The organism is Ideonella lacteola (genome assembly GCF_038066555.1).
Classification (GTDB): Bacteria; Pseudomonadota; Gammaproteobacteria; order Burkholderiales; family Burkholderiaceae_C; genus Ideonella; species Ideonella lacteola.
Genome location: NZ_JBBUTG010000002.1, coordinates 126,007 through 148,101 on the forward strand (window position 1 = coordinate 126,007; position 22,095 = coordinate 148,101).

Sequence of the window (22,095 nt, forward strand, 5' to 3'; positions counted from 1 at the left end):
TGGTGCCACCCATCACGCGGTGCCCGCGCGCGTGGCGTTGCGCAGCAAGGCCAGGAACAAGGGGGCGCCCAACAGCGCGGTGAAGATCCCGACCGGTATTTCGGCCGGCAGCGCCACGGTGCGTGCCGCCGTGTCGGCGGCCAGCAGCAGGGCCGCGCCCAACCCGGCCGACACGGGCATCAGGCGGCGCTGGTCAGCGCCGACCCAGGTGCGGGCCAGGTGGGGGGCCATCAGCCCGATGAAGCCGATCACCCCACACCAGGCCACGGCCACGCCGCACAGCACGGCTACCAAGGCGATCACCTGGTACCGCAGGCGGGCGACGTCCAGCCCCACATGGCCGGCCACCGCCTCACCGAGCGCCAGTGCGTTGAGCCCGTTGGCCAGACGCAGGCACCACGGTAGCGACAACGCCGGCAAGGCCAGCAGCAGCGCCGCCATCATCCACTCGCCGCCGGCCAGCGAACCGAGCGTCCAGAAAGTGAGGCTGCGCAGCTGCTCATCGGTGGCGACGTAGGTGCACAGGCCCACGATGGCCATGGTCAGTGCGTTCAGTGCCAGGCCGGTCAACAGCAGGCCTGCGACAGAGCCCGGGGTGAGCCAGCGCGCGAGGCGGTCGAGCATGAAACACACGGCCAGGCCGCCGGCCAGGGCAGCCGACGGGAGAGCCCACGGGCGCCAGGCGGCAGGCAGGCCCGAGGGCGACTCGGCACCGACCGTCAAGACCAGCGCGGCGGCGCAGGCGGCACCACTGGTGATGCCCAACAGGCCCGGATCGGCCAAGGGGTTGCGGAACAGGCCCTGCGTCAAGGCGCCGGCCAACCCCAGCGACGCGCCCACCCCCACGGCCAGCACGGCGCGCGGCAACCGCAACTCCCACAGCACTTGTGCGCTGCCGCTGCGCAGATCGGCCCGCCAGGGCGCGAGCCAGTCGGCCGGCTGGATTGGCATCGCACCCCACTGCACGGTGGCCACCAGCAGCAGCGCGACGAGGGTGAGCACGGCCGCGCCGGCACCGAACCGGGCCGTCTCGGCGTGTGGTGGCCTGCCGAGCGCGTCCATCGGGCTCATGCGGTGGCCTTGGCGCGAAGCGCGTCGGCCAGGGCCACCACCGCCGAAGGCAGCCTCGGCCCGAAGCCCAGCAGCCACAGCGCGTCCAGGCTCACGACGCGCCGCGCGCGGCCCGCGGGTGTGGCAGCCAGGCCGGGGGCGCGCAGCAGGCCCTCTACACCGCCCGCTGCCGCCAGGCCCTGGTCGGTGACCAGCAACACCTGTGGCGCGGCGGCGATCGCCGCCTCGGGGTTCAGTGGCTTGTAGCCGTCGAAGCCCTGCAGCGCGTTGGTCGCCCCGGCCAGGCGCAGCATGGCATCGGCTGCGGTCTTCTGGCCGGCCACGCGAAGCTGGCTCATCGAATGGGCCAGAACAAACAACACCCGAGGCGCCGCGCCCGCGTGGCGTGCCACCCGCTGCGTCGCCTGCTCGAACTCGCGCCGGAATTGATCGTTCAGCGCGCGCGCCGCCTCCTGCTTGCCGATCAAGGCGGCGATCGAGTCGGTGCGTTGCATCACGCCGGTGGCGCTGTCTTCGGCCGCCAGCACATTCACCGGCACACCGGCCGATTGCAGCTGCCGAAGCACCGCGGGCGGCCCCGCTTCATCGCCGGCGATCACCATGTGTGGCGAGAGAGACAGCACCCCTTCGGCGGAGAGCGCGCGGGCATAGCCCACGCTGGGCAGCAACCGGGCGGCGGTGGGATAGAGCGACGTCGTGTCCACGCCGACCAGCGAGGTGTCGGCGCCCAGGGCGTAGAGCGTCTCGGTGATGGCGCCGCCGATGCTGACGATGCGCGGCTGTGCCGCGACGGCCAGTTCGACCGGCGCCGCCAGGCCCAGCGCGAGGGCTTGCAGCACGGGGCGGCGACGCCAGCCCACGGTCGCCGCGTGCGGGCCCGGCGATTGGGTGGATGGCGGGGGGGTCAGGCGGCGCATCCTGCCCCCGCTTCGTTCGCCACGCCGGCGAGCAGGTCGCGCCAGTCGCACCGCTCGGCCTGGCCGGGCTTGCGTTCGCCGAAGAACATGGCCACCGTGAGACCGGCCGCATCGAACACCTCGAGCGAACTGACCAGCCCATCGACGGTGGGCTTGCGCACCAGCCACGCCTGGGCGATGTGGTCTTCGCGCAGGTGCAGGTTGAAGCCCGGGTCGAGCACATTGACCCACGGGCCCATCTGCTCCACCCGGCGCACTGGGCCGCTGTGGATCTGGATCAAGCCGGGGTTGCCGACGAACACCATGATCGGCACGGCTTGCTGGGCCGCACGCACGAGCAGCTCTTGCGCAGCGCCTGGGTCTGCCGGCTGCACGAACTCGGGCGATGCCAGGCGCAGGGCCTGGGTGCGGCTGAGGCCGTGGCGACGCAGCATGCCGAAGAACTCATGGGTGTCGCGCAGGGCCGACCAGTCGGCCTGGAAGGCCGCCACGTCCACCTCGTCATCCGGCTTCTCGGCCGGCCGCGGCGCCGCGGCGTGGGGCGTGAGGCCCGCGACATCGGACGAGCCGCAGGCCACGGCATCCACCAGCCGGGCATAGGCGGCGAGATCGCTGCCGTCGCGCAGAAACACCTTGTGAATCGCCGTGCCTTCGGCATCGAAGAACTGCAGGCTGCGCTGCAGCCCACGCGGCGTGTGCTCTTCCACCGCGAATCCGTGGGCCCAGACGTTGTAGAACACGCGCAGGTCGATGTCCCCTCCCAACACCAGCCCCACCTGGCCTTCGACGCTGGCACCGCGGTAGATGCCCACCTTCTCGTGCACGCACGAGGCGTTGCGCGTCAGCGCCGTCACCTCTCCCAACGTCTCCAGCGCTTCAACGATGGACGGCCACCGCGGCCGCAGGCGCTGGGCACGCAGCGGCGAGTCCCCTGGCGCCACGCCACCGGCATGGGCGGCGATCAACTCGCCTTCCGAGATGCCCAGCTCGTCGGCGATGTCGCGGTGCCGCCGGGCCGGGGGGCGGCGTGCTTCGGCAAAGGCCCGCCGCAACGCGGCAAGCGACTCGGGGGAGGGCAGCGTGCCGGGCGCGCTGGGATCGCTGATGGTGTGCATAGGGGCTTTCGTGGTCAGGGGCGGGTCAGAAGTCGGCGCGCAGGGCGATCTGCACGCTGCGGCCGGGGGCGGTGAACGCGGACAGCGCGGGGTTCGGCTGCCCGCTTCCGCTGGCCGCGGCCACGCCACGCACATCCGACCAGCGCCAGTAGGTCTCGTCGAACAGGTTGAGCACCGCACCGCGCAGGCTCCACGTGGCGTTGAATCGCCACTGGGCGAAGAGGTCGACCACGTCGGCATCCGGCGGCAGGAATTGACTGGCGTCGGAGACGTCCTTGGCGGCTTTGCCGTCGATGTGCTGCCATTGCGCCGAGGCGCTCCAGCGCGGGGCCTCGTAGCGCAGGGCCAGGCGTGCTCTCAGAGGGTTCACCGTGTCCAAGGGCGTGTGCTGGCCATCGGTTTCGCTGGAGCCCTGAGCGCGCGCGAGCGCGAACTGGCCGGTCCACCCGCCGCCGCCTTGCCACTCCAGCTTCAGTTCGCCGCCGCGGATGCGCGCGTGGGCCAGGTTCACGTACTGGAAGACCGCCGGGTCGTTGGGCGTGAAGCTGCCCGACACCATCTCCTGGCTGATGAAATCGCGGTAGCGGTTGTCGAACAACGCGAGCTGCCAGCGCAGCGCATCGAGTTGACCGCGGGTACCGATCTCGATGCTGCGGGCGTGTTCGGGCTTCAGGTCGGGGTTGCCGATCGAGGTGTAGCCGGAGGCGATGTTCGAGAAGCCGTTGTTGACCTGGTCCGGTTGCGGTGCGCGAAAGCCGAGCGCCCATTGCGCGTAAGGCGCCAGACCGGGCGAGATGCGCCAGATGGCCCCGATGCGCGGCGTGACGGCCTGATCACTCAGTGACACGGCTTGCCCGCTGAAGCCTGACGACGAGGTGGGCGACAGGCTGAACCGGTCGAAGCGCAGGGCCGGGATGACCGTGAACGCTTCCCCATCGATTTCGCTTTGCACGAACGCGCCCGCGGTGCGGTAACGGGTGTCCGGGAAGGGCTTGCTCGGGAAGGTCTCTCCGAACGGTGCCACGGTACCGTCGCGCCGGGCTTCGAGCTGCGACTGCGCCAGGTCCATGCCGAAGCTCAGGCGTTGCGGCACCGGCCCTCTCACCAGCGCGGCGCCTTGGGTCGACAGCCCCACGCTGCGTTCTTCGTAGCGGTTGTCGCGTGTGCGATCGGCCGAGAAGGCGCGGTCTTCGGCATGAAACTGGTGGACTTCGGCGTGCTGGGCGTGCAGCTGTGTCTGCCACTGGACGAGGCCGGTTCCTTGCGCATCGTCGTACCGGTGCGTCAGGCTCAGGCGTTCTCGTGACACCTCGTCATCGGCCACGAAGCTCACCGTCTGGTTGGCGTAGGGGTTGGCGGGCGTGGGCGGTTCGGGTGTGGGCGCGACGGCCGTCCAGACTTGCGTGTGCTGCTCCCGCCGGCGGCCTTCCAACGTGGCCTCGAGGCTGTGCCGGGCGTTGAGCTGGTAGCTCAGCGATCCGAGCAGGCTGGTGGCGTGGTGGTCGAGTGGGTTGGGCGAGGTGCGGTTGCTGGAGCGGCTGTCGTTGTCGCCCTGGTTGTCGGTCTCGTGGCCGCGTCGGTGGCTGAGCAGCACCAGACCCTTCAGCGCATCGGTGCCGAGGGCGAGCGCCGCGGTGGTGTCGACCGAGCGGTCTGCGGAGTGCATGCCCAGCTTGGCAAAGCCTGCGAGCGTCTTGCCGCCCTGAAGCAGGTCACCGGCCCGCAAGGTGCGCAAGGACAAGGCGCCGGCGAGTCCATCGCTGCCGTATTGCGAGGAGCTCGGGCCGCGCAGCACCTCGGCGCCGGCGAGGGTGTCGACGTCCACCGTGTCGAGGCGGCCGGTGGAGAAGGGTCCGAAGCTGAACGCGCTCGGCAGGCGGATGCCGTCGATCAGCAGCAAGACCTGGTTGCCTTCGAGCCCGCGGATGTTCAAGCCCTCTTGGCCGGCCCGTCCGCCGGAGGAACTGGCACTGGGTCGCGGCTGGCTGGCGCGCACCGACAGGTCGACCTCGTCGTCGAGCAGGTCCTTGAGGTCGCGTGCGCCGCGCTGTTCGATGGCCTGGCGGTCGTGGCTCGTGACGGTGGCGGGCACGTCATCCAGCGCCCGCTCGGTGCGGGTGGCGGTGACGCTGATCAATGGCAGCGGCGGTTGCTCACGTGGCGCGGCGTCGAGGGCACCGGGGGTCTGGGCGCTGGCCGCGCCGGACACGGCCAGCCCGAGGCTCAGGCAGGCGGCGGCGATGGGGGTGATGCGGGTGCGGGCGAGGCAGGGGCGGGCAGGATGGTTGGAATGCGGCGGCATGGAACGTCGGGGCTCGTCACAAGAAGTGCACGGGCTGGCGACGGGGCTGGCGTGTGCTGGAAGCCGCAGCGGTGTGCTTCGGCGGTTGAAACAGGGGGGGCGCTTAAGGGGGGCTCAACGGGTGCTCAGGCGCGCTCAAGGAGGGCATGGGCGAGGTGCCGGCCGGGGCTGCACCAGATCGCGCAGCAGGCTGGCCAAGGTGCCGCGGGGGATCGTGCGACGCCAGTGGTAGCGATGATGGGTGCAGCCGAGCAGGGCCTCGCCATCGCGCTGGAGGCGTTCGCGGTGGCCGGTGTCGAAGCGGAAACGCAGGAAGTGCACGCCGCTGTCTCGGCCGCGGTGTTGGCAAGGCAGGTCGTCGTTCACCGACGCGGCGACGCGCGCATGGCCGGGCAGCTCCACGTACACCTCTTGCACCGCTTCGTTGAGGATGGGCATCCAGTACTGCCGCTCGGCGGCGTCGGGCAGCTCGATCATCAGCGTGGCCGTCCACTGGCCCCCGTCGGGCACGAGGTGGGCATAGGTGGCGATCTCCTCTCCCACGGCATCGGCATCGTCCGCGCGGCGGTCCATCCAGAGCACTTCCTGGATCTGGTGCCGCACCGTCAGTTCGTCTTCGAACTGCAGTCGCATCTGTGGGCCGAGTGACAGCGTGCGTTGTCGGCGGTGGGCGGCGAGTTTGCGCCGGTGCTCGTGGCGGTGGAGGCTGTAGGCCTGCAGGGTCATCAGGCTGGCTGCGTCGATCATGGCTGGGCCTCCTGCGGCGTGATCGCAACGGCCGCCAGGCTGGCAGGCTTCGAGCCACCGGCCTCGCCCGCAGCCGCGCCCAGGCCCGCCAGGGCGCGCCGCAGGCTGGCGCTGCTCGGGTTGTCGACAAACAGGCACCGCTTGCCGGTGCGTTTGCAATGGTCTTTCACGCGCCAGTAGGCGTTGTGGCTGATGCAGCCGGTCTGGCAGATCACCAGATCGGCCGCCGCCAGCGTGGTGTCCAGCCGAGCCACGTTGTCTTCCTCACCGCCGTCGTGGTGCAGGAAGCGGCCACCCTCGCGTTCGACCAGGCGCCGGTAGGCCGGCAGGCTGGCCGCGCGGCCCCCGACGCACAGCACGGCGCGGTCGATCAGCGGCACGGCGGGCGTTGCGTCGATGATGGGTGGCATGGCATCGCTGGCGTTCGCCGATGCCGCGGCGTGGGCCGCGGCGAGCGCATCGCTGGCGCGGTGCCGTTCGCGTTCGAGCTCGTGCCGCGCCTTCAACAGGGCGCGTTCGAGGTCTTGGATGCGTTCGATCTGCCACGCGACCTGGCGCGTCAACTCGTCGCGGCTGCGCAGCGACGGGACCGCGGCTTCGAGGGCCTGGAGTTCGTCTTGCAGCGTGGCGATGGTGGTGTCGCGGCCGAGCACCTCGGCACGCGTGCGCACCAGCTGAGCGTGCAGTGCTTCCGCCCTGCGGGCGTGGTCGTCGGCCTGCTGGGTGCAGCGCTGCTGCGCTGCGGCCAACTCGCGTCCCAGCACCTCGTTTTCATGCAACAGGGCGTTCAGCCTGGCCAGATCGGCCCGATCGGCCGCGCCGTTCTGGTGCTGGATCATGTGGATGTCCGCCAGCACGGCTTCCTCCAAGGCGAGGTCGCAGCGAGGGTGCGTGAGGGTCGCCCACAGGGCACCGGGCACGTCGCGCCCGTTGACTTGGTGGGCCCACCAATCGCGCAGCGCCTCCGTGGTCTTGAGCGGCCGGCTCTGTCGCAGTGCGTGGGCGTAGCGCTGGTCCAGCTCCTTCTGCACCGCCTCGGCGATCGGGCCGCGTTGGCGGCATTCGGTGTTGACGCCGCAATGCAGCTCGTAGTCGCTGGCCACGGCCTGGCCGCCCAGCGCCTTGTCCACGAGGCGCCGCACGGCGGCAATCGGCAGGCACACGCCGACCACCGGGCAATGGGCATGGCGGCTCAGCTCCCACAGCCGCCGGCGGCGCGAGCCGCGTTGCTCGATGGGCGGCAGGGCGGGGGCATGGCAGCCGCAGAGGGCCGCCAGATCCGAGGCAGCGGCGTGCGCTGAAGCAGGAATGACTGGCGCCGAGGGCGCCGAAGCGGTGGATGCCGCCGCGGGAAGGGTGGGCATGCGCAGGCCTTTCGGTCAACGGGCATGCACGGGCTGGCGGGGCGCTGGCTGGTGCGAGCGAAGAAGGGTGGTCGGAACGTGCCGACGACGATGGGTCGAAGGAGCGCCGGAGGAACGGGCGCCGCGGTTTTCGCCGGGTCTATTTGGTGAGGATCAGCTTGCCGGTGCCGGTGCGCCGCAGCCGGTAGACCTGATCGTTGTGCGTGATCAGGGCCTCATCGGTGCCGGCGAGCAGGTCTTCGCTGCGCCATTGCGGGCCGGTGGCCATCGGCACCGACAAAGTGGCCGGTGCCGGATGGGTGGGCGTGCCCGGCGGAACGGGTGGGGGCGTCGTGATCATGTGTGCATCGTAATACGAGCGATTCGCATTTGCGAGAATAAAGCCCCGAACGGCGAAGGGAATTTCAGTCGCGGGGCGCCTTCTCCATCCGTTCCGATGTGGAAACGGTGCCACAACGTCGCTCCGGCACAGCCTCGATGGTTGTAAATGCGAATGCTTCGCATTAGAGTGTGGATTCGCCCACAGCCAGCCAACGCGCGCCAGGGATCCGAACCACCTGACGATTGCGAAAGGCTTGGGCGCCATGGGCGTCTTGATCCAACGCCCGGTGACCGCCCTGATCGGGGCGCGTGCCGAGCTTTCCGAGCGCGCCACGGCGTCGCCTGACGCCGACTCACGCGCCCGCCGCGCGGCGTGGTGGCCATGAAGCAGCCCCGCCGGAACGAGGCGCGTCGGATGGCGCCATGCGTGTCACGCCTCGAACAACAGCGTCGCGCTGCGCGCCGCTGGGCCTGCGCCTGCTGCGCCGTCGACCCGCAGGCCGTGCCGTTGCGTCCATCGCAGCGGCGCCTGCTGCCCGGCTCGCCCCACGAAGACACGCCCGCAGCACCGCGCGCGGCGGCACGACGCGCCACGTCTGTTTTCCCATTGGACTTATCGAACGAGGACGACCTCCTGTGAATTCAACGCAGTACCCACTCCATCCCCTCTCGCTTGCGCTGCTGGCCGTCTGGCTCGCCTGGCCGGCCACCGCCGCGGCGCAGGCGACGGCGCCGAACCCCGCCGTCACGCCGACGCCATCGCCCGCCCAGCCCGACGCGCCCGACGCGCCAGCGAGTGCGCTGAAGGCCATCGTCGTGAAAGGCCAGGGCGAGAGTGCCGACGCTGCCGAGGGCTATCGGGTGCGCCGCAGCGAAGGCGCCACCGGCCTTGACCTGTCGTTGCGCGAGACGCCGCAGTCCATCAGCGTGCTCACCCGCAGCGTGATGGACGACTTCAAGCTCCACAGCGTGAACGATGCGCTGGCGATGAGCCCCGGCGTCATCGTGGAAAAGGTGGAGACCGATCGCACCTACTACAGCGCCCGCGGCTTCGACATCGTCAACTTTCAGGTCGATGGCATCGGCATCCCCATGACCTTCGGCCTGGTCGACGGCGATCTCGACACGGCGATCTACGAGCGCGTGGAGGTGATCCGTGGCGCGACGGGCTTGTTGGCCAGCACCGGCAACCCGTCTGCCACGATCAACTTCGTGCGCAAGCGGCCGACGGCCGCCTTCCAGGCCTCGGGCAGCCTGCTGTTCGGCTCGTGGAACCAGAAGCGGGTGGACGCCGACGTCTCGGCCCCGTTGAACGAGGCCGGCAGCCTGCGTGGCCGCGTGGTGGTGGCCGCCGAAGACAAGGATTCGTACCTCGATCGTTATCACATGACCAAGGCGGTGTTTTCAGGCACCTTGGAGGCTGACCTCGGCGACAACACCTTGCTCACCGCCGGCCATGTGCAGCAGGCGAACCGGCCGGAGGGCAACAACTGGGGCGCCCTGCCGTTGTGGGACAGCCAGGGCCAGGCCACCGACTACGACGTGTCGGTCAACACCGCGCCGGCCTGGACCTACTGGAATGCCGACATCGCACAGACCTTCGCCGAGCTTCGGCACCAGTTTGCCAACGGGTGGCAACTGCGCGGCACGTTGACGCACAAGTCGATCGATTCGAAAGGCCGGCTCTTCTATGTGTACGGCGAGCCGGATGCCGACACCGGCGCCGGCACCTTCGCTTATCCCTCGCTTTACGACCAGGACAACCACGAGAACATCATCGATCTGCGCGCCAGCGGCCCGTTCCAACTGGGCGGGCGGACCCACGAAGCGGTCATTGGCGCCAGCGCCTCTCGGGCCAGTGTCACCGCGGTCTCGCATTACGGCCGCGGCATCGGCACTGCGCTGCCCGATCTCGCCACCTGGGACGGCGACTATGCGATTCCGCTGTTCGACGCCGCCGTCGACGGCAGCTCGTTCGTCGACCGGCAGCAAAGCCTGTATGGCGCGGTGCGTCTGCGGCCGGCCGACCGTTGGCAGGTGCTGATGGGCGTCAACGCCACCTGGATCGATAGCGAAGGCGTAAGCTACGGCGCCCCGCGGGCGAAAAGCGACAACAAGGTGACCCCGTATCTGGGGACGGTGGTGGAATTGACACCGTCGCTGTCGGCCTACGGCAGCTACGCGGGCATCTTCCTGCCGCAAACGGAATGGCGGGCCGATCGCAGCCGGATGGATCCCGCCGTGGGCACGAACCTGGAGCTCGGCCTGAAGTCGGAATGGTTCGACAAGGCGCTGATGGGCACGGTGGCGGTGTTCCGATCGCGACAGGACAACCTGGCGACCTTCGACACCACCGTGGACGACCCCAACGATCCCAACGACATCCCGTTCTCGGCCTACCGCGGGGTGGACACCCGCAGCCACGGGGTGGAGCTGGAGCTCGCTGGCGCGATCACGCCGACCGTGCAGCTCAGCGCCGGCTACACCTGGCTGGAGGTCGAGGACGCGGACGGCCGAGCGGCCCGCACCTTCATCCCGCGCCAGACGGTCCGCCTGGCCGGCACCTGGCAGGCCTGGCCAGCGTTGAAGCTGGGCGCGTCGATGCGCTGGCAATCACAAATCCACCGTGACGACGTGGCCGCCAGCGGACAGGCGGTGCGCACCCGGCAACCGGGCTATGCCCTGGTCGACCTGATGGCGCGCTACGAATTCAGCCCACGCTGGAGCGCGACGCTGAACCTGGCCAACGTGACCGACGAAAAGTACCTCACCAGCCTGTACTGGAGCCAGAGCTACTACGGCGCTCCTCGCAGCGCCAGTGTGTCGGTCGACTGGAAGTTCTAGCCCGGGGCGGCGTGGCCGGCGCGGGGCCTCTCGTCGCGGGTTCGATCTGCGTCACAACCGCGCGGGTACAGGCCGGGCACAATCGCGGGTTCCATGCCCTGTCGGCCGGGTTGCCCCCGCCGCGGGGCGAGGCTTGCCGCGGCCCGTCCAGCCGCGGCGGGCCGGTCACCCCGACAAGCCCAGAACATGCAGTCCAACGACACGACTCCCGCCGCCGCCACCCCTCGCCAGAGCCAGCGCGATCTTGGCCGTCACAGCTACAGCCGAGAAGATCTGCTGGCCTGCGGGCGCGGCGAGCTCTTCGGCCCGGGCAACGCCCGCCTGCCGCTGCCCAACATGCTGATGATGGACCGCATCGTCCGCATCGACGACACCGGTGGTGACCACGGCAAGGGCATGATCGAAGCCGAGCTGGACATCCATCCCGACCTGTGGTTTTTCGCCTGCCACTTCGAAGGTGACCCGGTCATGCCCGGCTGCCTGGGCCTGGATGCGCTGTGGCAGCTCGTGGGCTTCTGGCTCGGCTGGCGCGGCAACCCGGGCAAGGGACGCGCGCTCGGCTCGGGCGAGGTGAAGTTCTACGGCCAGGTGCTGCCCAAGGTGAAGAAGGTCACCTACCGCCTGGACCTGAAGCGGGTGATCGAGCGCAAGCTGGTGATGGGCATCGCCGATGGCAAGGTATTTGCCGACGGGCGGGAGATCTACTCAGCCACCGACCTGAAGGTGGGCCTGTTCACCTCGACGGAAGATTTCTGATCATGCGCCGTGTCGTCGTCACCGGAGCCGGCATTGTTTCCAGCATCGGGAACAACCTGGCTGAAGTCACCGAAAGCCTGCGCACCTCGCGCTCGGGCCTCGCCTTCAACCCCCATTACGCCGAGCGCGGCATGCGCTCGCAAGTCAGCGGCCGACCGACGCTGAGCCTCGAAGAGGTGATCGATCGACGCACGCTGCGCTTCATGGGCGATGCGGCCTCGTATGCGTTCTTGTCGATGCAGCAGGCGATCGAGCATGCGGGCCTGACCACCGAGCAGGTCTCCCACCCGCGCACGGGTCTGGTGGCGGGATCGGGCGGGGCATCGAGCTTCAACCAGGTCTGGGCCGCCGACACCTTGCGCGCCAAGGGCATCAAGCGCGTGGGCCCCTTCATGGTGACGCGCACGATGGGCAGCACCGTCTCGGCTTGCCTGGCCACGCCGTTCGGCATCAAGGGCGTGAACTACTCGATCACCTCGGCCTGCGCCACCAGCGCGCACTGCATCGGCCACGCCGCGCAGTTGATCGCCTGGGGGCAGCAGGATGTCGTCTTCGCCGGTGGCGGTGAAGAAGAGAGCTGGGAGCTGTCGCTGCTGTTCGACGCCATGGGTGCGATGAGCAGCAGCTACAACGACCAGGCCGACCGCGCGTCGCGTGCCTTCGACGTGAGCCGGGACGGTTTCGTCATCGCTGGCGGCGGTGGCATGCTGGTGCTCGAATCGCTCGACCATGCACAGGCCCGCGGCGCGAACATCATCGCCGAGCTGGTGGGCTTTGGCGCCACTTCCGACGGCCATGACATGGTGGCCCCATCGGGCGAAGGCGCGGTGCGCTGCATGCAGCAGGCCATGTCCACGGTGAAGACGCCGGTGGACTACATCAACGCGCATGGCACCTCCACGCCCGTGGGCGATCTGGCCGAGCTGGGCGCGGTGCGTCAGGTGTTCGGCGAGCGGGTGCCCTTCATCAGCTCGACCAAGTCGATCACCGGCCACTCGCTGGGCGCCGCTGGCGTGCAAGAAGCCATCTACTCGCTGCTGATGCTGCAGAACGATTTTGCTGCCGCCTCGGCCCACATCGAGACGCTGGACCCGGCCGCCGAAGGGCTGCCCATCCTGCGTGAACGCCGCGATGGGGCGTTGAACACGGTGATGTCCAACAGCTTCGGCTTTGGCGGCACCAACGCGACGCTGGTGTTCTCGAAGTTCGCCGACTGAGCTTTCAGGCCGCCGGCCTCAGGCGTCCGGCTCGCTGACCAGCCGGATGGGCACCCGCAGCGCCTGCGCCAATGCCAGGCAGCGGTCGGTGTCCACCTCGGCCACGGCGCCGATCAGGTAGTCGTCGGCCTGGGTGTCAAAGCTGATGAGCGACCAGCCCGCCACGCGCATGTGGGCTGCGAGCGCCTCGAGGCCGTCCTGCATGTCTTCGCCGTTGGCCAGGCCATCCCAGTGGAAGGTTTGCAAGGCCTTGATGTCGGGCAGATGCGCCGCCGCATGAGGCACTTCATCGGCGGCCTTCCAGTCCAGGTGCATCCACACCGAGTGGTCTCGCAGTGCATAGGCGATGGCCCGGAAGAACGGCGTCGCGGGTCCGTCGTCAGGCATGACGTGGAACGAGCTCGGGCCGTCTTCGTCGTCTGCGGCATCACTGTCTTCATCGCTTGAGCCCGCGGCGGCCTCGTCGAGCCAATCGTCCAGCTGCGCCTGCAAGGTGGCGGCGGTGTCGTCCATGCCACGGCACAACAAGCCTATGAGTTCGCGGCAGGCCTCGCGATCGACCTCCCCGGCGAGTGTGCTGGCGTCGGCGGGCTCGCCGCGCTGCCAACGCTGATCGAACTGGCGCTTCATCTCGTCCAGCGTGGCTTGCCGGCTGCCGAGCGGGGCCGACAGCGAGCCATCGGCGTGCAGGTGGTAGAGCAGATCGTCCTGGTGCACCAGCATGCAGCCGTTCTTGTCGAAGGCCCACTGCAGATGCCAGGGGTGCATCGTCGGAGGCACGATCACGCGGCCGTGCTTGTCGGCGATGCCCACCCGGTCGCTGCCATGGATGGCGTTGCCCTCGGCATCGTGTTCCACGGTGAAGATCAGCACGCTGTCGCCGTGGAAGTGGGGCGGCCCGCCGCCGTTCTTCATCGACATCCGGTCGTAGACCATGGGCAGGATGACCTCGCCCCGTGCGTTGATCAACCCCCAGCGGCCATCCCGGGCGGCCATGGCCACCTTGTGGCGCTTGTGGAAGGGCGAGAAGCCGCTGAAGGCGAAGTCCGTCACCCGGCGACCGTCGAAGTCCAGCAGGGCCATCCGGTTGGGGCCATCCATGTCCGCACGCTCGGCCTCGATATAGCCATCGCCTCGGCCGTGGAAGAACCGGCCGCCGAGCTGCTGCTCGATGACCTCGCCGGTGTCGATGCGGCGCAACTCGTAGCTGGCCTCACCGTCGACACCCCGCGGTGAGTCGGGGGCCTGGCAGAGCACCAGCCGGTCTCCCACCGTGCTGACATGGGTGAAGATGGCGGGCAGCACTTCGATGCCGTTCGAATCGAGCAGGCCGTAGCGCTCATCGTTCGGCGAATCGGCTGGCCGCAACAGGGTGATCCACGCGCGTTTGGCGTCGTCGTCGTAGCGGTTGGTCAGCACCCGATGCGGGCCGACCGGCACCAGCCAGCGGCCATACGCGGTGACGGCGCCTTCCTGGTGGGGCTGGCCGCGTTGGCAGCGGCGCACCACGTAGGCGCCCAGCTTGGTGTCGTACTCGGCCGCTGACTTTCCGTCGTCGTACCAGCTGCCGCTGTACTCGGCGAGGAAGTCTGGCAGGTCGTCCGGATACTCGGACGGGTCTTGCCAGCATCCGGTAGCGACTTCCGCGCCCCAGTAGCCCACGGAGGTGACGGGTTGGGCCAACAGAAGTTGCAGCGCAGGTGCCGTCCGGGTCTCGTCGGCCCACTCGGCGGCCAGCGCCGTGGCTTGGCTCTGCAGCTGTTCAAACGCCTTGCGATAGCCGGGCTTGTCGTATTTACGGCCGTGCTCGGCGTGCATCAGCATGGAAGCATCGAACACCAAATGGCCGGTCTGCGTGTCGGCGAACGCCTCGAGCACCCCTTGCAGTGATTGCCGCAAGGCGGCGCCGTCATGGGCGTGCTCGGGGCGTTGCAGGCGTGCCCGCAGTGCCTGCAGGCGCCCAGAGGCTTCGTCCCAGGGGCAGATCAGTGCCGGCGGCTGCGGACCGTCGTTGTACGCCGGCCAGACGCATCGTCGTGGCGTCGGGCCGATCAGCCAAAGGAAAAGCAGGGGCACCGCATCGGACCACTCGGCGATGCCGCGGGTATTGAGCTGGGCCCAGTTCTCAAGGGTGGGCTCGGCTTCGGCCCAGTACAGGTAGACGGGATTCATGGTCGTTCGGGGGGATCGCTGGCGGGGCAGGGGTCAACGGCGCCGTCCGCGCCGCTGCGCCAGCGGTCGCTTGCCTTTGAGTTGTCGCTCAATGCCATCGTTCAGGTCGGCGCGCAGGGCGTGCACCTCGTCGACGTGGCCGTAGATGCCGGGGAAGCGCAGGTCCAGCCAGAGCCACAAGGTGCAGGCCCGCAAGGCCTGCTCCATCGCATCGAGCCGGCTGTGGCCATCAACGTCGTCCAGGAACCACGGAGGGTTCACGCGGCCGTGTCGGGCATGCTGGTGGCTCCAGTCGAGGAATTCCTGTACCTGGCCCTCGGTACGGCTGTCCACGGGCGCCTGGGCATAAATGAAACGATCGCGCAGGCTCAATCGGCCGGCACTGTCGTCGAGCTGCTGGGCCAGCTCGAGCATCACGTCGAGTTCAGCCACCGCGAAGTGCGCATCGTCGAGCTTCAACTGCTCGACGAACACGCCCAGCACCTCGCGCAGCCGGGTCTTGCCGAGGCGGCTGGCGATCGTCTCGACATGCCAGCCGTTGGGGGCCACCGGCGCCTTGAAGTCACGCGGCGCGCGCGGCTGTTTCGGCAGCAGGTCTTTCAGGGCACGGGCGGCGGAAGGCTCGGCTTCCTGCAATACGCCGACATAGCCCTCTTCATGGATGCCGAATCGGCCCGCGCGGCCCGCGATCTGGTGCACCTCGGACACACTCAACTCGCGGTCGGCCACGCCATCGAATTTGTTCATCGTGCTGAACAGCACCCGGCGAATGGGCAGGTTCAGCCCCATGCCGATCGCATCGGTGGCCACCAGCACATGCGACTCACCGCTGGCAAAGCGCTCCGCCTCTCGCCGGCGCACTTCAGGCGGCAGCGCGCCGTAGATCACCGACACCGGGTGCCCGTTCGCCGCGATCTGGTCGCGCAGCATCAGCACGTCGCGCCGGCTGAAGGCCACCACGGCGTCGCCCTTCTTCAGCTCGGAAACAGCCACCGGCTGGGTCAATCGCTCGACGTGCTGCTTGCGCTCGAAACGCTTGACCGTGCACGACTCTCCACACAGGCCCAACAACCGCTCGATGGCCGCCACGGCATAGGCCGAGCAGATGATGATCACCTCCTGGGCCGGTACGGCGACGATCGCCTGCGTCCACGCCCACCCGCGCGAGGGGTCGAAGATCATCTGCGCTTCGTCGATGACCGCCACGTCGATCGGGGTGTGGGTGTTCACCATCTCGATGGTGCTCGACACGACCCGGGCATTGCTGGCTGGCACGTTCTCTTCGCCGGTCAGCAGCGAGCACGGCACACCTCGGCCGACCAGTCGATCGCGCCCTTCGAGGGCCAGCAAACGCAGCGGGGCCAGGTAGGCGCCATCGAGTGCCTGGGCCAGACGCTCGAAGGCCGCATAGGTCTTGCCGCTGTTCGGCGGGCCGACATACAACGTGACGCGTCGCTGCAGGCGGCGAGCCTTCTCGAACGTATCGGGGTAGCCCTGGAAGGCCAGCTCGCTGTTCAAGCGCGCGAGCGTGTCCTGTTCGGCGACATGGTGCTCCCAGCGGTCTTGTGCCCGGCTGCAGGCGGCTTGCAGCTCCGCCAGGGCATCGGGGTCGGTCACCAAGGCCTGTGGGCCGCTGCATTCGGCCTGCAGGCGCGGCAGCAGCGAATCCAGCTGTCCCGGGTTCAAAGCACGGCTGCGTCCCACCAGCGATTCCACATGGGCTACCAGCGCTTCGGCGTGCGGGTAGGGCAGGGGCGGGCCCAGTGCGGCGTGCAGGGCCGGCACATCGCCGGTGCGGTAGAAGGCCCAGATGATGTCCCGGTCAACTGGAACGCGAAACAGCACCGGCAGGCGCCAGCCGGTGCTCGGGATCGTCAACCCATGCCGGATCAGGCGCGTCCACTGGCCGGCGCGCCGGGTGACGGCGGCCGATTCGAGCGCCGCCGTGCGTTCCTGCATCAGCGGGCGTGCTTCGGCGCCGGTGCCCACGGCGTCCAGGTGCGCGAGGGCGGCGTCGATCAGCCCCGGCTCGATCCATCGGCTGGCCCGCAGCCCTGCCGTGGCCTTCTGAAGCAGCACCAGCCCCATCTTGTCCAGGTGCTGTTCGGCCTCCGGACTGTTCTCGGGCAGGTAATCGGCCGGCTTGACCACCTGCGGCAAGGCGTAGGAGCCTTGCCGCAGCCGGTTGAACTCGACCTTGCCGATGTGGGCCGGCAGGCGTGACAGGTGGCGGGGGTTCGGCAGGCTGGGGGTATTGCCGCGGGGCTCGCTCGCGGGGCGCGCGGCTTTGGCTGGCGAAGGCGTGTTCTTGTCGGTCATCGAGACGCAGCCTCGTGGGCCGCACAGGGATAGGGGTGTTGGGCCCGGCTCAGGTGCCCAGCAATTGTTGCTCTGCGCGCTCGGTGATGGCGGCGATGCAGGGGTGGGAGATCTGCCGCTCGACGGTCACCGCATAAAACTCTTCGACCAGCTCCGAGGTGCGCCCGACCACACGGACGCCATATTGCGCAGAAGTCTCCGATTCGAGCACAGTCGGCGTCATGAAGACGCCACGCCCCTCGCCGCCGAACGCTTTCATCAGCGCCGCGTCGTCGAATTCGCCAATCACGTGAGGGCGGATCTTGTGCATGGCCAGCCAGAAGTCGAAGCGTTGACGCATCGCGGAGGTCGAACTCTGCAGCAGCATCGGCGCGCCATCCAGGCACTGCGGGAACTCCCCGGCCAGGCTGCGCTTGAGTGCGGGCGCGGCGAAAAAGCTCATCTCCGTCGAGCCGAGCAGGTGGTTGAAGGCCTTGACGCTGATCTGCCGGCTCATCGGCTCGTCAGCGATGACCAGATCCAGACGGTGGACGGCCAGTTGCCCGAGCAGATCCTGAAACTTTCCCTCGTGGCAGATGAGGCGCACATGCTCGGCCAGGCCGAGCGCCGGCTCCAGCAGCCGGTAGGCGACGGCTTTGGGCACCGAATCGGCGATGCCTACCTGGAAATCCAGGGTGCGTTCGCCACTGCGTGCCTCGCTCAGCTTGGCTTCCAGCTCGGCCGACAGGGCAAAGATCTGATCGGCGTAGCCCAGCACCAGCCGGCCCTCGTCGGTCAGTTCCAGGCCGCGGCCCGCCTTGCGGAAGAGGGCGCAACCGAGGCGGTCTTCCAGGAGTTTGATCTGGCCGGACAAGGTTTGCGGCGAGATGTGCAGTTGCTCGCCCGCCCGGACGATGCCGCCTGCCTTGGCGGCGGCCCAGAAGTAGTGAAGGTGCTTGAAATTCATCGACATCGCCAACGCTTCGCGAAAATCGTACGGTTGGCAAGAATGTTTCGACTGTACGCTAAGTGTCTGTTTGCCTACAGTGCTTGGTTTTCAACCGGAGGCGCCCCCCGTGGAATTCCTGCTCGACCCTCACCTGTGGATTGCCTTCGCGATGCTGACCGCACTCGAAATCGTGCTGGGCATCGACAACATCATCTTCATCTCGATCCTGGTGAACCGCCTGCCCGCTGAGCAGCGGGATTCGGCACGCCGCCTCGGCTTGGGCTTCGCCATGCTCACCCGCGTGATGCTGCTGCTGTCGCTGAGCTGGGTGATGGGTCTGACGGCCGACCTGTTCACCGTGTTCGGGCAGGGCATCAGCGGCCGGGACATCGTGCTGTTGGCCGGTGGCCTGTTCCTGCTCTACAAGGCTTCGCACGAGATCTTCGTCGAAGTGGAGGCCCGTGAAGAGCATTCGCCCGACGAAACGGCCGCGCCGTCGGCGAGCGCCAAGAAGGGTATGTTCTGGGGCGTGATCGGCCAGATCGCCATCATCGACATCGTCTTCTCGCTCGACTCGGTGATCACGGCCGTCGGCATGGTCGACCGCATTGGCGTGATGATCGCGGCGGTGCTGGCGTCGGTGGGCGTGATGCTGGTGGCGGCCAAGCCGATCGGCGAATTCGTCGAGAAGCATCCTTCGGTCAAGGTGCTGGCGCTGGCCTTCCTGGTGATGGTCGGCATGGCGCTCACGGCAGAAGCCTTCGACATGCACGTGCCCAAGGGCTACATCTACGCCGCGATGGCCTTCTCGCTGGCCGTGGAGTCCCTCAACATCCGCTCGCGCAGCAAGCGTCTGGCGCTCAAAGCCGCCGCCAAAGAGGCCAATGCTTCGTAAATGCCGAAGCTGAAGTTCGAAACATTCGACTGTTCACGAAGTGTCTTCGGCCCTAGAGTGACGTCGTCCAACCTGCCTTTTTTGAAGGGACTGCCATGAACCTGCAACAAGTTCGCTCCGACGGCTTCAACGCTGTCGGCATGGGCGTCGCGAGCCCAGCCGAGCGCAACCGGGTGTTGCGCAACACTTACGCCCTGCTGGCGTTGTCGATGGTGCCGACGGTGCTCGGTGCCTGGCTCGGCGTGGCCACCGGCCTGTCCAGCATGATGTCCGGCGGGGTGGGCTTGGTCGCCTTCCTGGTCGGCGCCTTTGGCTTCATGTTCGCCATCGAGAAAACGAAGAACTCGGCGGCCGGCGTGCCGGTGTTGCTGGCGTTCACCTTCTTCATGGGCGTGATGCTCTCGCGCCTGATCGGGGTGGTGCTCGGCATGGGCAACGGTGCCGCGCTCATTGCCACCGCATTCAGCGGCACGGGCCTGATCTTCCTGGGCATGGCGACGATGTCGTCGGTCATCAAGCGTGACCTGAGCTCGATGGGCAAGTGGCTCTTCATCGGCGCCGTGATGCTGCTGGTGGCCGGCATTGCCAACTTCTTCATCCAGAGCAGCGCGCTGATGATCACGCTGTCGGTGCTGGCGATGGGCATCTTCTCGGCGTTCATCCTGTACGACCTCAAGCGCGTCCAGGACGGCTTCGAGACGAACTACATCAGCGCCACACTGAGCGTCTACCTGAGCCTGTTCAACGTCTTCCAATCGCTGCTGAGCCTGCTGGGCATCTTCGGCAGCAGCGACGAGTGACGCATTCCGGCCCACTGCACGAACGGACACTCTCATGAACCACACTTCGCCCGTGACGTCGCCGCTGAGCGGGCTGCTGATGGCGATCGGCCGCGGCCTGCGGCTGGTCTTCGGTATCGCGCTGCTGGCGGGCACCGCGCTGCTCGGGTTGCTGCTGATCGCCGGGTTGTTGCTGCGGTCCCTGTTCCGGGGCCGCCCGCGCGGCCCGGTCTCCCGCATCGACCTGGGGTCGTGGCGCCCGTCGGCGCCACGCCAACGCGCACCGGTCGGCGAGGTGGTCGACATCGAGGCGCGAGAGATCAAGACGAACTGAAGTTCCGCGCTGCCTGGCCCAAGGCACTTGTCACCCGGAGCCGCACCGCATTCGCTGTGCGGCTCTTTCCCTTTCAAGGTGAGGGACGCGTTGCCCGCGTCCGGATTCAGGTGCGCACCAGAACGCGGTACTTCAGCGTGGTGCTGCCACCGGAGGGCACCGCGATGCGCCATTCGGCGGTGCCGGCGGCGGCCTTGGTGTGCGGGTGGGTTTCATTCAGCATCGTCCACTCGGCGGGCACCGGCTCGCGCACGGTGACGGTGACCGGTTCTGACTTGGCGTTGCGCAGCACGATTTCGTAGGCGCTTTCATAGACGTAGCTGGCCCGGTTGGTGGGTTCGCGTCGCTTGAAGTCGGTCTGCTTCTTGTCCGCGGTCACGTCGAAGGCGTCGCCCAGATGCAATCGGACGGTTTCGTTCTTTGGCGTGTGGTCGATGCGGTCTTCGCCCACGAACTGCGCGTTGCCGGCGCTGTCACGCTTGTAGACCCGCACCACCCCCTTGGGCAGCGGCAGGCCAAGACGGGCCGATTCGCGGTTGCTGAACTCCACGTAGACGGCCGCCTTCAGCTTCTGGCCAATGTCGCCCACGCTCGTTTGGTAGTAGTAGTCGCCGCCGCTGAACAGCAATTGTTTGGTCACCGGCACGCCGCTCGCGCTCATCAGTGCGACCTGCTTGGTCTGGTTCTCGGCCAGGGTGGTGGGGCGGTTCAAGGTGTAGAGGTGGTATTCGAAGAGCGACTCCTGCGCCATGGCGTCAGCCATTGGGGCCGCCGCGCCAGCGAGGGCCACTTCCTTGCGCGCGCGACGCACTTCCTCCTGCACCCGGTTCACGTCGCCGGCCACCAACTGCAGCTTGGCGTTGGCGTAGGTGGTGCCGCTCTGGTTGGTGAGCGTGACCCAGCCATTCAGGTCGAGTGAGGCATCGTCGGCGCTCAGCTCGGCCACATAGTCTGCCCGCCAAGAGAGCCCTCCGGTCAGGTAGGACAACTCGATGTCCTGCGGGCCGGCGCGTCGGCTTTGAAGCTCGGTGACCAAGGTCGGCCGGTCGCGCAGGTTGGCCGGCACCCCATCAAAGACGATCCGCCCGGGCGCCCCTGTTTCGATGCGATCGCCGATCTTCAGCACCACACCACTGTTGGCGCTCAGCACCTCGGCGGTCTCGGTGGTCTCGACGCCGGTGTTCGATGCCGTGCGAACGACGCGCACGGTGCGCCCGACGTACTTCTCCAGCAGCTTGGCCGGGGTGAGCAGGTCGAAGTCGAAATTTTGCTCCAGCAGGCTGAACGACCCAGGATTCGACAGGCTTCTGAGCTGGGCGGTCTCTGGACGAATGCGGGCACTCACATCGCGAAGCGCGAGCCGCTGTGCGCCTTCGTCGATGTTCACCTTGCGGGTGTCTTTCACGAGGGCGAGATCCTGGTTGTAGATGGTGATGGCCACCGACTGTTGGTCGTCCAGCGTGCTGCGGCGTTCAGCCCTGGGACCGGTGCCGGCGGGTGAGGACTCGGCGGCCGCCGTGGCGCCACTGAGCACCAGCGCGGCCGTGGCGCCGCTCAGCACCAAGGTGGCCACGGCCGACGTGGAGGAAGAAAGCGAGCGGTGGGGCATGAGGTCTCTCCAGGGTCGCGTCGCGACAGCGAGCGTTCTGAAGGGTTGTACGGGCTGCGCACTGCAGCGGGGTTAGGCCACGCAGAAAAAGTCCCTCGCGGCCAAGGCGGGCATCCAGACGACATCCACCACGTGGTGCCAAACCGACAATGACGCAAATACGAATGATTCGCAATATAATGTGAAGTAGCCAGCCCAGCGCCCGTCTTCGCGACGCGGAACCGTTTTCCCGCCGCCCGCAGCGCCCCGCCAGCCAAGCCCATCACCCCATGGCCCTCCCTGACAAGGGAAGGCCTGCTTGCTGCGCGAGGAGTTGCTCACGTGCCGGATTCGTCCAGCCGACTGCCGAACGAGAAGGTGCCGCCCACGACGGGCGCGGCCGGCTGGGTGTCGCCGTCGACACAG

At 68.2% G+C, this 22,095-nt stretch carries 18 protein-coding genes; 7 read left to right on the top strand and 11 right to left on the bottom strand.

The annotated features are described in order from the left end of the window. Window positions 1–12 precede the first annotated feature (12 nt). The 7 genes from AACH06_RS04050 to hemP all read right to left on the bottom strand — a co-directional run bounded on the left by AACH06_RS04050 (window position 13) and on the right by hemP (window position 7,856). Window positions 13–1,071 carry a FecCD family ABC transporter permease gene (locus AACH06_RS04050; RefSeq protein ID WP_341424348.1) on the bottom strand — a complete coding sequence of 353 codons (1,059 nt, stop codon included), beginning with the start codon at window positions 1,069–1,071 and terminating at the stop codon, window positions 13–15. Beyond that, window positions 1,068–1,988: a heme/hemin ABC transporter substrate-binding protein gene (locus AACH06_RS04055; protein ID WP_341424349.1), complete on the bottom strand. Its 921-nt coding sequence runs from the start codon at window positions 1,986–1,988 to the stop codon at window positions 1,068–1,070. Before AACH06_RS04055 ends, AACH06_RS04050 begins: the two co-directional genes overlap by 4 nt. Next, window positions 1,976–3,103 carry a hemin-degrading factor gene (locus AACH06_RS04060; RefSeq protein ID WP_341424350.1) on the bottom strand — a complete coding sequence of 376 codons (1,128 nt, stop codon included), beginning with the start codon at window positions 3,101–3,103 and terminating at the stop codon, window positions 1,976–1,978. Before AACH06_RS04060 ends, AACH06_RS04055 begins: the two co-directional genes overlap by 13 nt. Window positions 3,104–3,128: 25 nt before the next feature. Then, window positions 3,129–5,405: a TonB-dependent hemoglobin/transferrin/lactoferrin family receptor gene (locus AACH06_RS04065; RefSeq protein WP_341424351.1), complete on the bottom strand. Its 2,277-nt coding sequence runs from the start codon at window positions 5,403–5,405 to the stop codon at window positions 3,129–3,131. 135 nt (window positions 5,406–5,540) lie between these two features. Next, entirely contained in the window at window positions 5,541–6,152 is a 612-nt protein-coding gene (locus AACH06_RS04070; protein WP_341424352.1) for a DUF3501 family protein, read from the bottom strand. Then, entirely contained in the window at window positions 6,149–7,516 is a 1,368-nt protein-coding gene (locus AACH06_RS04075; protein ID WP_341424353.1) for a DUF2325 domain-containing protein, read from the bottom strand. Before AACH06_RS04075 ends, AACH06_RS04070 begins: the two co-directional genes overlap by 4 nt. Before the next feature lie 139 nt (window positions 7,517–7,655). Next, complete coding sequence (gene hemP, locus AACH06_RS04080; protein WP_341424354.1) at window positions 7,656–7,856, bottom strand: hemin uptake protein HemP; 201 nt, start codon at window positions 7,854–7,856, stop codon at window positions 7,656–7,658. 244 nt (window positions 7,857–8,100) lie between these two features. On the opposite strand from hemP, the gene AACH06_RS04085 reads away from it, so the two are divergent. The 4 genes from AACH06_RS04085 (at window position 8,101) to fabB (ending at window position 12,654) form a co-directional block, all read left to right on the top strand. Further along, the gene (locus AACH06_RS04085) at window positions 8,101–8,223 is read left to right on the top strand and encodes a hypothetical protein (protein WP_341424355.1); all 123 of its coding nucleotides are present in this window, start codon (window positions 8,101–8,103) and stop codon (window positions 8,221–8,223) included. A 250-nt stretch (window positions 8,224–8,473) separates the two neighbouring features. Further along, the gene (locus AACH06_RS04090; protein ID WP_341424356.1) at window positions 8,474–10,681 is read left to right on the top strand and encodes a TonB-dependent siderophore receptor; all 2,208 of its coding nucleotides are present in this window, start codon (window positions 8,474–8,476) and stop codon (window positions 10,679–10,681) included. 186 nt (window positions 10,682–10,867) lie between these two features. After that, window positions 10,868–11,437, top strand: coding sequence for a 3-hydroxyacyl-[acyl-carrier-protein] dehydratase FabA (gene fabA / locus AACH06_RS04095; RefSeq protein ID WP_341424357.1), 570 nt, complete (start codon window positions 10,868–10,870; stop codon window positions 11,435–11,437). After that, window positions 11,434–12,654, top strand: coding sequence for a beta-ketoacyl-ACP synthase I (gene fabB, locus AACH06_RS04100; RefSeq protein WP_341424676.1), 1,221 nt, complete (start codon window positions 11,434–11,436; stop codon window positions 12,652–12,654). Before fabA ends, fabB begins: the two co-directional genes overlap by 4 nt. 18 nt (window positions 12,655–12,672) lie before the next feature. Here fabB and AACH06_RS04105 read toward each other — a convergent pair whose 3' ends face one another. Genes AACH06_RS04105 through nhaR form a run of 3 tightly spaced genes read right to left on the bottom strand, consistent with a single transcriptional unit; the run spans window position 12,673 to window position 18,091 of the window. Then, window positions 12,673–14,826 (bottom strand): DUF6630 family protein, encoded by a 2,154-nt coding sequence (locus AACH06_RS04105; protein ID WP_341424358.1) that lies wholly within the window; start codon window positions 14,824–14,826, stop codon window positions 12,673–12,675. A 33-nt stretch (window positions 14,827–14,859) separates the two neighbouring features. Continuing rightward, on the bottom strand, window positions 14,860–17,145 hold the full coding sequence (locus AACH06_RS04110; protein WP_341424359.1) for a helicase-related protein: 2,286 nt from the start codon (window positions 17,143–17,145) through the stop codon (window positions 14,860–14,862). Window positions 17,146–17,194: 49 nt separating this feature from the next. Continuing rightward, window positions 17,195–18,091: a transcriptional activator NhaR gene (nhaR, locus tag AACH06_RS04115; protein WP_341424677.1), complete on the bottom strand. Its 897-nt coding sequence runs from the start codon at window positions 18,089–18,091 to the stop codon at window positions 17,195–17,197. Window positions 18,092–18,200: 109 nt separating this feature from the next. Here nhaR and AACH06_RS04120 point away from each other — a divergent pair, with 109 nt between their 5' ends. From AACH06_RS04120 to AACH06_RS04130, 3 genes are all read left to right on the top strand, one after another. After that, window positions 18,201–18,968 carry a TerC family protein gene (locus tag AACH06_RS04120; RefSeq protein WP_341424360.1) on the top strand — a complete coding sequence of 256 codons (768 nt, stop codon included), beginning with the start codon at window positions 18,201–18,203 and terminating at the stop codon, window positions 18,966–18,968. Window positions 18,969–19,063: 95 nt separating this feature from the next. Continuing rightward, window positions 19,064–19,768: a Bax inhibitor-1 family protein gene (locus AACH06_RS04125; protein ID WP_341424361.1), complete on the top strand. Its 705-nt coding sequence runs from the start codon at window positions 19,064–19,066 to the stop codon at window positions 19,766–19,768. 34 nt (window positions 19,769–19,802) lie between these two features. Further along, complete coding sequence (locus AACH06_RS04130) at window positions 19,803–20,081, top strand: hypothetical protein (protein WP_341424362.1); 279 nt, start codon at window positions 19,803–19,805, stop codon at window positions 20,079–20,081. Between the two features lie 106 nt (window positions 20,082–20,187). On the opposite strand, the gene AACH06_RS04135 is transcribed toward AACH06_RS04130, so the two are convergent. Beyond that, window positions 20,188–21,690, bottom strand: coding sequence for a DUF4139 domain-containing protein (locus AACH06_RS04135; RefSeq protein ID WP_341424363.1), 1,503 nt, complete (start codon window positions 21,688–21,690; stop codon window positions 20,188–20,190). Between the last annotated feature and the right edge of the window lie 405 nt (window positions 21,691–22,095).